The organism is Rhodococcus sp. ARC_M6 (assembly GCF_022810305.1).
GTDB lineage: Bacteria > Actinomycetota > Actinomycetes > Mycobacteriales > Mycobacteriaceae > Rhodococcus_F.
Map to the genome: position 1 here is coordinate 323,126 of NZ_JALGQH010000001.1, position 14,816 is coordinate 337,941.

Below are 14,816 nucleotides of genomic sequence, written 5' to 3' on the forward strand. Positions count from 1 at the left end.
ACGGCGATATTTCGAACATGCTTCCGCTGATCGCACTCGCCTGAGACGGAGTGGCAACGAAAGCAGAAGTATTCTCACTCGACTCTCACGGACTGTTTCCTGCGCGACAACTTCTCGACCCATCGTTCGACCATGCTGGGTTTCGAACCAACCACCCGGGTCGCCGGGCGCACACTTGGGAGCTTGAATTGTCGTACACACGTAGATCTTTCATGCGCAGTCTGGGAATCACCGGCGGCGCAGGCCTGGCATTCGGGGCAATGTCCTCCATTGGTTTGGCGCCGGTCGCGTCGGCAACTCCGCGGCGTTTTCAGGCACCAGCGGCCGGTGATCTGATCGGACAGGTCAAGGGCGGTCACTCTGTCGTGATCCTCGGCGGTGGTCCGGCGGGACTGTGTTCGGCATATGAATTGCAGAAGGCCGGATACAAGGTCACTGTCCTCGAGGCGCGTCAGCGTCCGGGTGGTCGAGTCTATTCGATTCGCAATGGAACGACGGAGACGGATCTCAACGGCGAGACCCAGACCTGCACGTTTTCTGAGGGGCATTTCTACAACCTCGGTGCTACCCGCATCCCGCAGAACCACAACACCATCGACTACTGCCGTGAATTGGGTGTCGAACTGCAGATGTTCGGCAACCAGAACGCCAACACGATGGTCAACTACACCGGCACCAAGCCGCTCGCCAACCAGTCGATCACCTACCGTGCCGCTAAAGCCGACACGTACGGCTACATGTCGGAACTGTTACAGAAGGCCACCAACAAGGGAGCCCTCGACGAGGAACTGACCAAGGAGGACAAGGAAGCTCTGTCATCGTTCCTCAAAGACTTCGGTGATCTGTCCAGCGACGGACGTTACGTTGGGTCCTCGCGTCGTGGACATTCGGTGGAGCCGGGAGCAGGTCTGAACTTCGGTACCGAGATCGAACCTTTTGGCATGAGCGACGTCATCCAGGGCGGTATCGGACGCGCGTTCTCCTTCGAGTTCGGTTACGACCAGGCCATGACAATGATGACCCCCGTCGGGGGTATGGACCGGATCTACTACAAGTTTCAAGATGCAATCGGTATGGAGAACATCGAATTCGGTGCCGAGGTCAGCGGAATGAAGAACGTGCCCGAGGGAGTTACCGTCAACTACGTCGTAGACGGCAAGGCCAAATCGATCACGGCCGAGTACGCAATCTGCACCATTCCGCCGCACCTGATCAAGCGGCTGGACAACAATCTGCCCACCGAAATTCTATTGGCGTTGGATGCAGCCAAGCCGAGTTCGTCGGGCAAGCTCGGCATCGAATACTCGCGTCGTTGGTGGGAGACGGAGGACCGTATCTACGGCGGTGCGTCCAACACCGACCGCGACATTTCTCAGATCATGTTCCCCTACGACCACTACAACTCTGACCGGGGAATCGTTGTCGCCTACTACAGTTCGGGTAGACGTCAACAAGCCTTTGAATCCCTCACTCACAAGCAGCGCCTCGCCAAGGCCATTGCCGAAGGCTCCGAGATCCACGGCGAGAAGTACACCCGCGATATTTCTTCTTCCTTCTCGGGCAGCTGGCGTCGTACCAAGTACTCGGAGTCGGCCTGGGCATCCTGGGCCGGTGCCGGAGATTCCCATGGCGGCATGGCAACTCCCGAATACACGAAATTGCTCGAGCCAGTCGATCGAATCTACTTCGCCGGCGATCACCTCTCGAACGCAATCGCTTGGCAGCACGGAGCTTTCACGTCCGCACAGGACGTCGTCACCCACCTCCATCAGCGGGTTGCGCAAGGCGCATAGCGCGGACCGCGCAAGGCGCATAGCGCGGACCGGCCTACCCTCCACCACTTCTCGAGGAGACACCATGAAATCTCGCACCACCAAAATTGTCGCTGCCGCATTCGCTGCCTCAGTCGTGCTCGGCACGGCCACTGCCTGCACGACGGAAACAGCTGAAGCAGACACCGCCAAAAGTTCCTTCATCTCGAAGTCGGTACTCGAAGCCGGACAAGCCAATCCGGTGATCGCGCAGGGCGTGGCCATCGGTGGTGACACCGCGATCTACAAGACCAGTGGTATCGGACCGTCGGCCGGAAACAAGACTGCACCCGAAGGCACTCCTGAGTCCTACATCGACTCGCAGTTCTCCGGCGGAGTTCTGCCGGCTGGAGTGAGCACCACCGAGGCGCAAGGCATCAACGTACTCAAGAAGATTCGCGACAATCTCGAAGCCCAAGGTCTGACTCTTGAAGACGTCGTAACAATGCGAGTATTCCTCGACAATGCGCCGGGTTCGGACAAGGCGGACTACGCCGGCTGGAATCGCGCCTACCGGCAGTTCTTCGCCAACACGAACCTCGATACCGGGGATACGGAGTTGGTTCCGATGGGGACGGCGGCACCGATTGCACCGATCGAACGTAACAGTGCGCGCCCCACTCGCTTCGCGCTCGAAGTTGCCGGACTACCGGTAGCGGGGTGGCTCGTCGAGGTCGAGGTCGACGCTGTGTACCCCGAAGGTAAGGAACCCGCCTGATGGGTGCGCTCAGCCCAGCCCACTGGGCAATCGTCGCAGTTGTGCTGCTGGTGTTGTTCGGCTCCAAGAAGTTGCCCGACGCAGCCCGGGGATTGGGCAGGTCGATGCGGATCCTCAAAACCGAAGTCGGTGAACTGCAGTCCGGTAGCGACCTCGCACTCGACCCCGAAGAGCCGCTGAGCCAGAGCCGTAGATAAAAGAACCCTCGAGACATGAGACATGAGAAAAGGCTGGATGCTTGCACTTGGTGCGAGCGTCCAGCCTTTTCAGTCTGAAGTCAGACGGGGATCGAACTCAGATGGCGCGAACGTTCTGAGCCTGGGGGCCCTTCTGGCCCTGTCCGATTTCGAACTCGACCTTCTGGCCCTCGTCGAGGGACTTGTAGCCGCTGCCCTGGATCTCCGAGTAGTGAACGAACACATCCGGTCCGCCACCTTCCTGCTCGATGAATCCGAAGCCCTTTTCACCGTTGAACCACTTGACACTGCCCTGAGCCATAACCAAATTCTCCTGGATCCATCGAGCCGAGCCCTCCCATCGAGAGTTCGGTCTCACCCTTGATCCTGCCATGCTCTTCTTTCTCTGTCTTCGATAACTTGCACTAAACCCCAACGAGTATGGACATTCGGGACTTTGGTGGTGGAGTCCCACCCCCGAAATATTGCATCTGACCTGCAACAACGATGCTTTTTGGTGTGTAGTGCTGGCAAGGTGTCGGTAAAGATTTTTTGCTCCCGACGAGTTATCGAAGGCCTTCGATCAAGTAGAAAGTGGCGGACGTCTGTGTTATTCGCCTCGTTGAAGAAGGTTCTTCAGCAGTGTCACTGTCACCGTCGAGCTGTTACTTGCGTCACCTGATCGACTCTTGTCGAGGGGAGATTGTTCGAGTACCGCGCTGTCAGTGAGCGCCTCGAGTACAAACCATCCGAATGAGTGTTGAGAAGAAGCCACGCTGGAACTGGCAGTCACGGACATGACTATCCGGAGTGCGTCGACAGGGGCTTCGAAAGTGCAGACAATATCGGTGCCCGGCGTTGCCAGGGGCATCAACATGCCGGCGGTTTCGTCGATGGCGAGTTCGAGATCGGCGACGGCATCGACGTCGAAACCGTGGTTGAGGGCGATAGTGCCGGTAAATCCGCGCAGGGTGCTCAATTGTTCCGCTGCTGCGCGTACGCGAACAGTTGCGATTGTGGGGATTGAAGATCCTGCGTCCACTTCGGTCGGGAAGATGGTCACGGGCATTGGTCTCCTGAGTCGAGTTTTTCGGGGTCCAACCTCTTGATGAGTCGGCTGGCGGTTAGGTGTCCGCAGGGTGTCGGGCCAGTGTCGGCCGACCCCTACGGCTCAGCAGTACCCCGTCGAGACTCGGGGTAAACCGATGGTTATGAAAAATGGCGAAAGACGGACTATCAGTCCGTTTAATGACAAATACTTGTTTTGTCTTAATTTAGCGTGCCGTTTCAGTGCGCTTCAGGATCTGCTCGGCGATCACACTCAACTTCTGTTGCGATCGTTGAGACTCCTCCACAAGGACCCGAAACGCCGATTCGGAATCGAATCCGCGTATTGCCATCAGTATCCCTTTGGCCTGCTCGATCGTCGCCCGGGATTTCATAGCGGTGTTGAGGCCGGCGATCTCGTTCCGGGCGAACTCGACTTCGCGCGCGACACGAAGCAAGCCTTCGATCGACGTTGTGTAGACACGCACGATCAATGCGTCTAGTTCACTGAATCCGTGGGGGCGGCGACCGTAGATATTGAGGGCGCCCGCATGTCGCTCGTCGACCCATAACGGTGCAGAAAGGAAACTCTGTACTCCGACATCGCTGAGATGTGCAGTGAAAGTTGGCCAGCGCGATTCGGATTCGAGGACGGTGGCACTCACGACGGACCGTGTTCGGGCGGCCTCGAGACCTGGCCCTTCGCGGGAGGCGTACTGATCGAAATCGACCTCGATCACGGCGCTGTCGGTGCTTGCCGCAGTACGAGGAGAACCAGTTTCGGAGAGGCGAGTTACGCCGGCCATGTCGGCGCCGGGGATCGTATCGACGATGAGGGCACAGACGCGATGCAGAAGTTCATCGGTCATGACATTGCTGCCTAGTTCCGCTGCGATATCGGACAACGCACGTGCCAGTGCATCGAGTTGGTCGACTACCGTGCTGTTGACCTTGTTGACCTTGTTGACCTTGTTGCCGCGGAGCACGTTGCCGTAGTCGGTATCGAGAAGTTCGACTTCAGTTCGTTCGGTCATGGCTACCTCGCACGTGTGTTCTCTCAGACGGGGTCATCCTCGGTCGCTCCGAGGATCTTGCGGGCTACCTCAAGTATATTGTCCGATTTTAGATCGGAAAGTGCTTCGAGTTCGCGAAATGCGGTTGCCGCATCACAATCGTGGCGGTACATCAAAACGCCGACTGCACGCTCGATGTCGACCCGCGCCTGGACGGCATGGCGCAAAGTGGCAGCGGCCTGATCCCGCCGCTGATCCTGCGACGCAACTTCGAGTGCCTGTCCCAGATAGTCGGCTAGTACGTTCACCAGGTCACGGTCGCGAGTGGAGTGGTCGATACTGTCCTGCGAGTAGAGGTTGAGTGAACCCACCGGTGAGCGTTCGGCAAAGAGCGGTACTGCCATAAAATCGGTGAGCTGTGCGGCCCGGGCGGTCATTCCCAGCACGGGCCAACGTTCTTCGAGGTCGTCGACGGACATACGCACGGAGTTGCCTGATCTTGATGCGGTCAGGCAGGGTCCTTCGTCGAAGGAGTATTGGGCGCGGTCGAAGGCCTCGACCAAGGGATCTGTCGGCGCGACGGTAAAAGGTGTCGTGTCCAGGGTTGCCGTCACACCGGCGTGGTGAACGCCGGAAAGAAGGTCGACGGCGGCTTCGGTGCATCGAGTCATCAGCTCGATCACACGATCCGGGGTGTCCGCGGAGATATTCAGGTGGTTCTGGAGCCGGTCCATGCCGATCGGGTCCAAGAAGTGAGCACGTCGAAATGAATCGGACCTGTCTGGAGACGAGCGAGGCTCACGGGAGATGACCATTGGTATCGGTTCACGATCTGCGCGCCAGATGACCGCCACCCAATTGTTCTGTGGCATCGACACGTCCAACCCGGTCGCGCGCCGGAGATGTCCCGATATTCGGTAACCTCGACAGTACGCTTGTTCGGCGTCGTCGCGGGCCTCGTGACGAAGTCACCTTGATAGTGCACGCAATGTGGTCATGGTGAACTGAAATTTCGACGTCGGATGCGCGAGGAGGTGAACCCGTGGACACGCATTCTCGCGGCAATGGGCAAGGTAGTCCGGAATCGTACGGGGATGACGCCTCGAACTCGACTTTCAGCCGAAGTGCACGAGCGGCCGTCGAACTCCCGGTGACCGCGGATCTGTGCAAGAAGTGTGTTTCGCTTACTTCTGTCGACGGAGCAGCAGTCACGGTGCTGAGTAGTTCTTCAGCGCGGGAATTGATGTACGCGACCGATGCACTTGCCCAACATCTCGACGAACTTCAGTTCACTAGTGGCGATGGGCCGTGCGTCGACGCCTTTACTTCCGGTCGACCGGTTCTGTGCAACGACACTTCGGATGCCCCGTCTGTTGCTGCGTGGCCCGGATTCTCCAACGAAGCTGAACGCGCCGGCGTCGGCGGGGTGTATGCGTTTCCTCTGCGTGGTGGGCGAAGAGTCTTCGGAGTGCTGGAACTGTACCGGCGAGTTCCCGGCACGCTGACTGACAGTCAGATGACGGTGGCGGTGGTGTCCTCGGAGGCCATTGCGGCAGCGCTGTTGGACGAGTTGTTGCTCGATGATCATCCGGAGAGTGGGGGAGTGACCAACGCTTTTCACCGTCCGGAAGTCAATCAGGCGGTGGGAATGATCGCGGTCCAGCTGAAAGTTTCTGTGGCCGAAGCATTGTCGAGGTTGCGAGCAACTGCATTTTCAACCGGCCAGCCGATTTGGGAGGTGGCCGCCGACGTTGTTCATCGGCGTATCCGCTTTTCCGACCGCGGAGGTGAGGGCGAGTGACGAATCGACCCAGCGAAGTGCAAGTATGGCGAACAGCGACGAGGGAGGAAGTATGCCGATGAACACGCCCTTGGCACAGGTAGCGATAGCCGAGATCACTCATCTGCTGACTACCGATTTCGACTCCCAGAATCTTCTTTCGATCATCACCGAGCGAACCCGTCGTGCCTTCGGTGCAACGTGGTGTGTGCTCGTACTGAAATCGGTTGATGCGCCTGGAATCGAGCTCGTGTGCGAGTCCACCGATTCGAGTTTCGAACCGCCCCGCGACCTGGTTCATCGTGTTCCGGTTGCACTGAGCGCGCTCAACGGATCGGTTGTGATGATCGACGATTTCGATATCGCGAGTCCGCGATGGGCAGCGTTCGCGGAGAGCGCCACGCTCCACGGACTCGGGGGATGCCGTGTATTTCCATTGAGACTGGCGCAGGCGACGCTGGGGTCGTTGGCAGTATTCACCGTCGACCCGTGGACTTCTCGGGAGAGAAGCAACTCGTACGGACAATCGATGGCTGATTTGGCGGCGATTGCGCTCTCCTTACGGGGGATAGACAACCGGACCGAGGCGGCGACGGTGGCTGCGCAACAAATTCTGTTGTCTCGATCGACGATCGAACTGGCAGCGGGAATGATCGCCGAACTCGACGATATTGATATCGGTTCCGCGATGGGCACGATGGCCGCGGCCGCGAAGGCACAGGGAATGTCACTGACGCAGTACGCCCGGAAAATGGTCGAGGACCCAGGGTTTCGGTGAGTAGAAGGGCCCGGGACCTACGTCTGTGTGTGGAGTGGACGTAGTGCGCGAGTGTGGTTGCTGCTCTCGCGAGGATCGGTGTGTGTGCGGTAGGTTCGCGGTCTAGTGCTTCTCCAGGCGGCAACATTTTGCGGCCGGCTCGCACACAACGTGCGAATGGCGGGAATCCACACGCTGTTTCGGTCGCGGTACGCAGTAGGACTGTGCGTAGTGCTGCCCTGAAAGGTGATTGATGACTTCGACTTACAGGTGCTCGGTCAAGACTGCCGTCGTACCGGCCGCAGGGCTCGGCACGCGTTTTCTTCCCGCAACCAAGACCGTTCCCAAAGAGCTACTGCCCGTGGTGGATACACCCGGCATCGAGCTGGTAGCCGGTGAAGCCGCGCGTGCGGGTGCGAGCCGTCTGGTGATCGTCACGGCGCCGGGTAAAGCTGGGGTGACCGGGCATTTTCTCGAAGATCTTGTCCTCGAAGGGAAGCTGCAGGAGTCGGGCAAGCTGCATCTGCTCGAGAAGGTCCGCAAGGCACCGGCGTTAATTTCGGTGGAATCAGTGGTGCAGGAGTCGCCCTTGGGACTTGGGCATGCGGTGGGGCTCGCCGAAACTGTTCTCGGTGACGACGAGGATGCCTTTGCAGTCTTGCTGCCGGATGATCTAGTTCATCCCAGTGGCGTCTTGGACCGGATGGCGAAGGTCAGGGCCGAATACGGTGGATCGGTCCTGTGCGCCTTCGACGTTGCACCTGACGAGGTCAGCGCCTACGGAATTTTCGACGTGGTACCCGCCCACGGCAGCAGTGACCGGGACGTGTTGAAGGTTGTCGGTATGGTCGAGAAGCCGGAAACATCTTCCGCTCCTTCCACATTGGCGGCCGTCGGTCGCTATCTCCTCGATCGTGAGATCTTCGATGCACTGCGCCGGATCGAACCGGGCAAGGGTGGGGAGTTGCAGTTGACGGACGCCATCGCCCTCATGATTGCCGAAGGGCACCCGGTTCACGTGGTCGTTCACCACGGCACACGACACGATCTCGGGAATCCCGGCGGCTTCATTCGGGCGTCGTTGGATCATGCGCTTGGTCGCGACGAATACGGCCCGGCCTTGCGGGTGTGGTTGGAAGAGCGTCTGCGTCAACCTGATCCGCAACTTACCTACTGATCGGGCGCTGCTGTGGAACTGATCGCCGGGGTCATCAAATCGTACGATTGGGGTTCACGTACGGCGCTGGCCGAGCTCACCGGTCGGATGGTTCCGTCAGTGAACACCGAAGCCGAAATGTGGTTCGGTGCACATGAATCAGCGCCGTCGCCGCTGCTGGAGAGTTCCGATCCTGCTACGCTGTTCGGCCGGATCGGAGTTGATCCCGCGGCAGGTCTGGGTGAGGAATGCAGTGATGCGTTCGGTGGGAAGCTTCCGTTTCTACTTAAAGTTCTTGCAGCGCAGAAACCCCTTTCACTTCAAGCGCATCCCACGGAAGAGCAGGCACGTGCCGGATTCGACGCTGAGAACCGTGCTGGAATTCCGCTGGATGCAGCGCATCGCAACTATCGAGATGATCGCCACAAGCCGGAATTAGTTGTTGCCCTGGAGCAATTCGAGGTTCTGGCAGGGTTTCGCAATATACCGGATACTGTGGATTTCCTGACCGCGATCGACGTTCCGGATCTGGCGGAAGATGCTGCGGCTCTCGCATCCTCGCCGACGCCGAAACAGTTGGAACAGGTGGTTGCCCGTTGGATGGGCATGTCGAGTGAACATCATGTGCGCGCGAGCGACGTGGTCCTGGAGCGAATCACTGCTCTGCTAGCTTCCGGGGGGAGCGTCGTGGATCGGTATCGCACCGAGCTGTCGACTGCGTCGGAGCTTGCGCGAAACTATCGCGGCGACGGTGGGGTCTTGATATCCTTGCTGCTCAATCGAGTTACCCTCGCTCCCGGAGAAGGTCTGTATCTCCCAGCCGGCAACCTGCACGCATATCTGAGCGGCACTGCTGTCGAGATCATGGCCAATTCCGACAACGTGCTCCGCGGCGGGTTGACCACCAAACACGTCGATGTCGCCGAGCTGTCGAAAATTCTCGATTTCAATCCGATCTCGGCCGATGTTCTTCGGCCGCATCCCGCCGCGACGGAATTCACTTATCCCACTCCCGCTCGTGAATTCACGCTCACGCGGTGGGAGTTCGGCGACAGTGCCGAGCGTGAGTTGAAAAGCCCCGGACCCTCGATAGTGCTGTGCACGTCGGGGCGAGCGACAATCCGGAGTGGGCCGAAGACACGCAGAATCGGCAGCGGTGAGGCAATCTGGGTTCCGGCCGGCGAGAGTGATCTGAGCGTCGCGGCAGACGGCCCGCATGCGCAACTATTTGTCGGATCCGTCGGCGGGTTGTGACCTGAAGGTTCGTGTCAGTCGGCGGCGATACCGGTGCTGACGACGGGGAACGTGCCGCCCGGTTGTAAATCCTTCCGTCGAGACAGTTCGTTCGTCAGCTTTTGACTGCTGAAATCTTGTGCGTGGGGTGTCGAGGTGGGGTCGGTGCGCGGGTCCACTCCAGCCTCTTCCGCCGTCAAGTACTCGGCGGCGATGAGGATCTCCAGGATCGGGACATCGAAGATGCGGCTGGCAGTGCGCATGGTGTCTTGAGTCGGCGGACGTTTGGATGCAAGCCATCGACTCAATTCGGACGGTCGGATCTTCAGCGCACGTGCAGCATCCTGGATATCCCCGTACGGGCGAAGTTCCAGTTGACTCTTGACCCATTCGGAGAAACCACTCATAACGGCCATATTGCCTGAGTATGCCCGTGTATGCCAGTTTGACATGTCGGTGTTGTCCGAAATATTGTCGCTTCCGTCACATTGCGGCAATCTTTTTGTACGTTTCGCGCATCGCTGCAGTTACAAAGCGACTGCGACTTATCGGAGCATTTCACCCAAGGGTTAGTCACTGCAGGTCATCAGTTGCCGAGTCCATGGGATGTCTATTCCCGATACGGGGGATTGCGAAACAATGGCTACGAGTCCTGGGTTGCGCGATTCTCATCAGCGCCCGCTATCCGGGCGCGCTTATGCATCCGATCAGATTCGTGTGCAGTCGTTGTCCGTACGGCACCGTTGCCCGTGGGGCGCCGCTGTCTGCCCGTGGGGCGCCACAGTCGTGCCGGGGATGAACGACGCCAATGCCGGAAACTGACGAGGGGCCCCTACTTAGGGTGGCATTGCCGGCGTTTCCGATATTAGGAGCGTAAAAGCGCGGGAAGGTTGTGTAACCGACATTGTGGCCCGCTGCCTGCGGCGAGATGCGGACCGGAAGATCGATCCGTGCGCACTCGCGCGACGAAACCCGTCGTGTTCCACATGGTGGGATTACCGCAAACTTTTTTTGACCGCAATTTCGGTGATCACCTGGACGGCTGACCAGATTGATTTGCTGGCGTGCGCCGGATTATGAAGTGCCTGAGCGCGATTCGCCTTCAAGTTGCGGGTTCCGGGACCAAATTCCCTGCGTGGGACGTAGGTCCCCGTTCCTCGTGGCCGTCGTCCCACGAAAAAGGCTGTGGCGCAGTTACGTTGCCGATCTGCCACTTGTACTGCGGATTCGGTGACGTCGGTCCGGCCGAGTTATCGCGTACTTGCCGGTAACGTCCCGTCGATCCGAGGTTGCGGGCCTGATTAACGAATAAATTGCTAGACACCATCCGTTGGATCGAGATAGTTGAATATTCAGTGGGTCTGCGAAAACTGGACAAGTCCGGCGAAGTGTGACTGGGTTCAACTTTGTGCAACAAGAACCCTCAGTGGGTCTGAACTGCGTGATCGTTACGTTTGATCCTTCGCCGTGACAGTGTTGAAATGAAGTCCATTCGACTTGCATGTGCGACTCGATCGATCTGAATTCCCTTGGCGAATACGGGATGCGAACAGTTTGCTCCCATCCGTATTGATCGCGTGCCGGGAACAGTTCGCTACGAGTCGCCCCAACCCTGGGGCCATGATGAAGAAGGGACTGATCCGTGACGGCGCTCGACGTATCCACGCTGCACAACTCTGAGCACAGGCGACCTCGAGCGGTACCAGATCCGACTCATGACTCGGCGCCTCGAAATCAGTGGGAGGCCGTTTATCGCCGCCGGTTGGTGTGTGGTGACGTGGTGATAGTTCTTGCTGCAGTGTTCCTCGCGCAATGGTTCCGATTCGGTGGTGACGTAACTGCGATGACCTCAGGAGCGCTTGGCCACCTCAACTACACCGGTGTGTCCATGACTCTGGCCGGTATGTGGCTGGCTTCTCTCGGCATCTTCCGGACCCGTTCGATTCGGGTAATTGGAAGTGGACCCGAGGAGTATCGCCGGATATTCATTGCGACAGTGAGACTTTTCGGGCTGATTGCAATTGTGAGCCTCCTGTTCCAGCTTGACATCGCACGCCTCTACCTGGCCTTCGCTTTCCCTCTCGGCCTGTCTGCACTGATGATCAGTCGCCTGGTCAGTCGAAAGCTGATTGCGCGCAAGCGCGCTCGCGGAGAGTTTCAGACGTCGGTGCTTGTGGTCGGAAGTCGGAGCGCGGTATTGAATCTGGCGGAAAACTTCGAACGCGGAACTGCCGACGGTTTTCGTGTTGTCGGAGTTTGTGTCCCCGGGCATATCGGAGCCAAAGATAAGGTCATTACCGTCGGTGGCCGGGAGATACCGATCCTCGGCGATGAGCACGACGTCATCGGTGCCCTCGATCTGGTCCGGGCCGACACTGTTGCGGTGACCGCGACGGAACGACTCGGGTGTGACGGTATGCGGAAACTTGCCTGGGATCTCGAGACCAAAGATGTGGATCTTGTTGTTGCACCGAGTATCCTGGATGTGGCTGGCCCGCGCCTGTCGATGCGGCCCGTAGCAGGTCTGCCACTCATTCACGTCGAGCGCCCCCGCTATCATGGCGCACAGCGGATTGCGAAGACGTCGTTCGACTTTCTTTTCGCATCGCTCATACTGCTTGCCATCAGCCCGGTGCTCCTTGCTACGGCTATCGCAGTCAAGGTGACCAGTAGCGGTCCGATCTTCTACAAGTCGGAACGTATGGGCCTCGACGGACAGCCGTTCTCCATGCTCAAGTTCCGGTCGATGGTTCAGGATGCGGATAAGCGCGTCGACGCGCTGATGAAAAACAACGAAGGCGCCGGCGTTCTGTTCAAGATGCGTGAAGACCCCCGAGTGACCAAGGTGGGGAAGATTATTCGCCGGTATTCCATCGACGAGCTTCCACAGTTCGTCAATGTCCTGCGGCGCGAGATGAGCGTGGTCGGACCGAGGCCGCCGCTGCGACGCGAAGTAGAAGCCTACGACGGCACCGTGAAGCGGCGCCTGTTGGTCAAGCCCGGAATCACCGGGCTGTGGCAGGTCAGTGGACGATCCGACCTCTCGTGGGAAGAGACTGTGCGACTTGATCTTTCTTACGTCGACAACTGGTCCATGATGGGCGACGTCCTGATCGTCGCCAAGACGCTGAAGGCTGTCGTCGGTAGCGACGGCGCGTACTAGAACGAAGACCGGAGTTAACACCATGCAGCACAAAGGGACACAGAATCTCGGCGAACGAGAGAGTTTGGCACCAGCGCGTCGTAAACTCGTGCTTGCTGCATCCACCGGTGGACACCTCTCGCAGCTCGCGCGATTGGCTCCGCAACTCAACGCCTCGAACGATTCGCTGTGGATCACGTTCGATACAGAGCAGAGTCGGTCACTTCTGGCAGGTCGCCGCACCCTCTTCGTCCCATATATAGCGCCACGAGACTACAAGGGTGTTTTCGGAGCGTTCAAGCAGATCCGGAAGGCCCTTCGAGGCAGTGGTGAAACCTTCGACGAGGCGGTCAGTACCGGGGCTGCACTGGCATTGGCAGCGCTGCCGGCCGCGCGATCGGCGCGAATCCCCGCAAGATACATCGAAAGTGTCTCGCGCACGGACGGACCGTCTCTGACCGGCAATATTCTTGCCGCGTCGAGAATGACGACATTGCGAACCCAACACGAGAGTTGGGCGACCAACCGCTGGAAGTTCGAAGGCAACGTGCTCGGCTCTTATCGTGCATCGGAGTCGACGCCTCCAGATCGCCCGCTGCGACTCTTCGTGACCCTGGGAACGATTGCACCGTACCGCTTCGATTCCATGATCGACGCCGTGCTCGCCACCGGGCTCGCGACCGAGGAAACCATCTGGCAAGTGGGGTGTTCCGATCGGACGAATCTGCCCGGATCGGTGGTGGCATCGATGCCGGACTCTGCGTTCGAGTCGGCGATCCGCGACAGCGACGTCGTGATCACTCACAGCGGAGTAGGCACCATCATGCGGGCTCTCGAATGCGGAAAGAGTCCAGTTGTCGTGTCCCGAAGAAAGTATCGGAACGAGCACGTCGACGACCATCAGACTCAGATCGCGAAGTGGGTCAGCGACGCAGGGCTGGCAGTTTCCGTCGAATCCGAGCAGTTGAGTATTGACGACATTCATTGGGCCAGTAGCAGAATCATCGATCAGGCGGAGTGGTAATCCCATGTTCATCAGTTGGATCAATTACCACGGCCGCAGCCAGGAGTTGGCCGAGAAACTCGGTGTCGATGCACAGTTTCTGGAACCGGCCGATACCCGCAGGAACCTGATCCGTCGTTACGCTTCGGCAATCCGCTGGACTATTTCGACCTTGCGCGCAACAGACAGCAACAGCGTCTACTTGATGCTGCCCCCAGCGCCGGCTCTGTTGACAGTCCTGTTGTTCAAGGGCCGCAATCGTATGCTCGTCGCGGACCTGCATACGGGCTTCTTCCTGGACTCCAAATGGAAATGGTTCACTCCACTGGGGTTGAGATTGTTGCGGAACTCGGTAGCGCTGGTCACCAACGAAGGCTTGCGCGCCAAATGCGAAGCGGCGGGAGTTCGCTCGATAGTCCTTCATGACATATTGGAAGACCGAACGAAAGACCCTGTGGCGCAGCGTCCAGACGGTTCGGATCTGGTGCTCTGCCCACTCAGCTACGCAAACGATGAACCGGTAGATCAACTGCTGCAGGCAGCCCGGCAGTGCCCGGACCTGAAGTTCGTCTTCACCGGCAAGGCGCCGCAGGCAGTCCGAGATCAAGCCCCGAAAAACGTCCACTTCACCGGATTTGTCAAGACCGAGGACTACCTCGACCTTCTGAATCAATCCAGCGCGGTTGTCGCACTGACCACCCGGGACTTGACGATGCAGCGCGCCGGGTATGAGGCGCTGATGTACGGCAAGCCTCAGGTGACGTCGAATTTTGTTGTCCTGCGGGAGTTTCTGGGCGAAGCAGCGCACTACGTCGACCCGTACCGATCGGGGGAGATCGCTGACGCTCTGCGGGCGATCTCCCAGGACAGTTCGAACCAATCGCGTACCGCTGTCGGCGTTCTGAACGATCGAATTCGAGAGCAATCACGAGCCATCGAAGAGTTGAAGTCGGTTACGCGCTGACCAGTCGATTCGACAA

The 14,816-nt window shown here is 58.8% G+C and carries 16 protein-coding genes; 11 read left to right on the forward strand and 5 right to left on the reverse strand.

Annotated features, from left to right (window positions below; genetic code table 11):
* Nucleotides 1-212: 212 nt before the first annotated feature.
* The 3 genes from MTX36_RS01515 to tatA all read left to right on the forward strand — a co-directional run bounded on the left by MTX36_RS01515 (nt 213) and on the right by tatA (nt 2,726).
* Nucleotides 213-1,793 carry an FAD-dependent oxidoreductase gene (locus MTX36_RS01515; protein WP_243617991.1) on the forward strand — a complete coding sequence of 527 codons (1,581 nt, stop codon included), beginning with the start codon at nt 213-215 and terminating at the stop codon, nt 1,791-1,793.
* A gap of 64 nt (nt 1,794-1,857) precedes the next feature.
* On the forward strand, nt 1,858-2,529 hold the full coding sequence (locus MTX36_RS01520; RefSeq protein ID WP_243617992.1) for a Rid family hydrolase: 672 nt from the start codon (nt 1,858-1,860) through the stop codon (nt 2,527-2,529).
* Nucleotides 2,529-2,726: a Sec-independent protein translocase subunit TatA gene (gene tatA, locus MTX36_RS01525; protein WP_243617993.1), complete on the forward strand. Its 198-nt coding sequence runs from the start codon at nt 2,529-2,531 to the stop codon at nt 2,724-2,726. Before MTX36_RS01520 ends, tatA begins: the two co-directional genes overlap by 1 nt.
* Before the next feature lie 97 nt (nt 2,727-2,823).
* Here tatA and MTX36_RS01530 read toward each other — a convergent pair whose 3' ends face one another.
* The 4 genes from MTX36_RS01530 to MTX36_RS01545 all read right to left on the reverse strand — a co-directional run bounded on the left by MTX36_RS01530 (nt 2,824) and on the right by MTX36_RS01545 (nt 5,637).
* Nucleotides 2,824-3,027: a cold-shock protein gene (locus MTX36_RS01530; protein WP_003943666.1), complete on the reverse strand. Its 204-nt coding sequence runs from the start codon at nt 3,025-3,027 to the stop codon at nt 2,824-2,826.
* A gap of 288 nt (nt 3,028-3,315) precedes the next feature.
* A complete protein-coding gene (locus MTX36_RS01535) occupies nt 3,316-3,768 on the reverse strand; it encodes an ATP-binding protein (RefSeq protein WP_243617994.1) in 453 nt (150 codons plus the stop codon).
* A gap of 211 nt (nt 3,769-3,979) precedes the next feature.
* Nucleotides 3,980-4,786, reverse strand: a complete 807-nt coding sequence (locus MTX36_RS01540) for an ANTAR domain-containing response regulator (protein WP_243617995.1) — start codon at nt 4,784-4,786, stop codon at nt 3,980-3,982.
* 23 nt (nt 4,787-4,809) lie between these two features.
* Nucleotides 4,810-5,637, reverse strand: a complete 828-nt coding sequence (locus MTX36_RS01545) for a GAF and ANTAR domain-containing protein (RefSeq protein WP_243617996.1) — start codon at nt 5,635-5,637, stop codon at nt 4,810-4,812.
* Between the two features lie 170 nt (nt 5,638-5,807).
* Between MTX36_RS01545 and MTX36_RS01550 the strand changes: the two genes are divergently transcribed.
* The 4 genes from MTX36_RS01550 to manA all read left to right on the forward strand — a co-directional run bounded on the left by MTX36_RS01550 (nt 5,808) and on the right by manA (nt 9,712).
* Nucleotides 5,808-6,566 (forward strand): GAF and ANTAR domain-containing protein, encoded by a 759-nt coding sequence (locus MTX36_RS01550; RefSeq protein WP_243617997.1) that lies wholly within the window; start codon nt 5,808-5,810, stop codon nt 6,564-6,566.
* A gap of 58 nt (nt 6,567-6,624) precedes the next feature.
* Nucleotides 6,625-7,323, forward strand: coding sequence for a GAF domain-containing protein (locus MTX36_RS01555; RefSeq protein WP_243617998.1), 699 nt, complete (start codon nt 6,625-6,627; stop codon nt 7,321-7,323).
* 232 nt (nt 7,324-7,555) lie between these two features.
* Nucleotides 7,556-8,479, forward strand: coding sequence for a UTP--glucose-1-phosphate uridylyltransferase (locus MTX36_RS01560; protein ID WP_243617999.1), 924 nt, complete (start codon nt 7,556-7,558; stop codon nt 8,477-8,479).
* A gap of 12 nt (nt 8,480-8,491) precedes the next feature.
* Nucleotides 8,492-9,712, forward strand: coding sequence for a mannose-6-phosphate isomerase, class I (manA, locus tag MTX36_RS01565; RefSeq protein WP_243618000.1), 1,221 nt, complete (start codon nt 8,492-8,494; stop codon nt 9,710-9,712).
* 14 nt (nt 9,713-9,726) lie between these two features.
* On the opposite strand, the gene MTX36_RS01570 is transcribed toward manA, so the two are convergent.
* Nucleotides 9,727-10,107, reverse strand: coding sequence for a helix-turn-helix transcriptional regulator (locus MTX36_RS01570; RefSeq protein ID WP_243618001.1), 381 nt, complete (start codon nt 10,105-10,107; stop codon nt 9,727-9,729).
* Between the two features lie 223 nt (nt 10,108-10,330).
* Between MTX36_RS01570 and MTX36_RS01575 the strand changes: the two genes are divergently transcribed.
* The 4 genes from MTX36_RS01575 to MTX36_RS01590 all read left to right on the forward strand — a co-directional run bounded on the left by MTX36_RS01575 (nt 10,331) and on the right by MTX36_RS01590 (nt 14,800).
* The gene (locus MTX36_RS01575) at nt 10,331-10,513 is read left to right on the forward strand and encodes a hypothetical protein (protein ID WP_243618002.1); all 183 of its coding nucleotides are present in this window, start codon (nt 10,331-10,333) and stop codon (nt 10,511-10,513) included.
* 820 nt (nt 10,514-11,333) lie between these two features.
* A complete protein-coding gene (locus tag MTX36_RS01580; protein ID WP_243618003.1) occupies nt 11,334-12,854 on the forward strand; it encodes a sugar transferase in 1,521 nt (506 codons plus the stop codon).
* 22 nt (nt 12,855-12,876) lie between these two features.
* Complete coding sequence (locus MTX36_RS01585) at nt 12,877-13,857, forward strand: glycosyltransferase (protein WP_243618004.1); 981 nt, start codon at nt 12,877-12,879, stop codon at nt 13,855-13,857.
* Between the two features lie 4 nt (nt 13,858-13,861).
* Nucleotides 13,862-14,800, forward strand: coding sequence for a glycosyltransferase (locus MTX36_RS01590; protein ID WP_243618005.1), 939 nt, complete (start codon nt 13,862-13,864; stop codon nt 14,798-14,800).
* Nucleotides 14,801-14,816 lie beyond the last annotated feature (16 nt).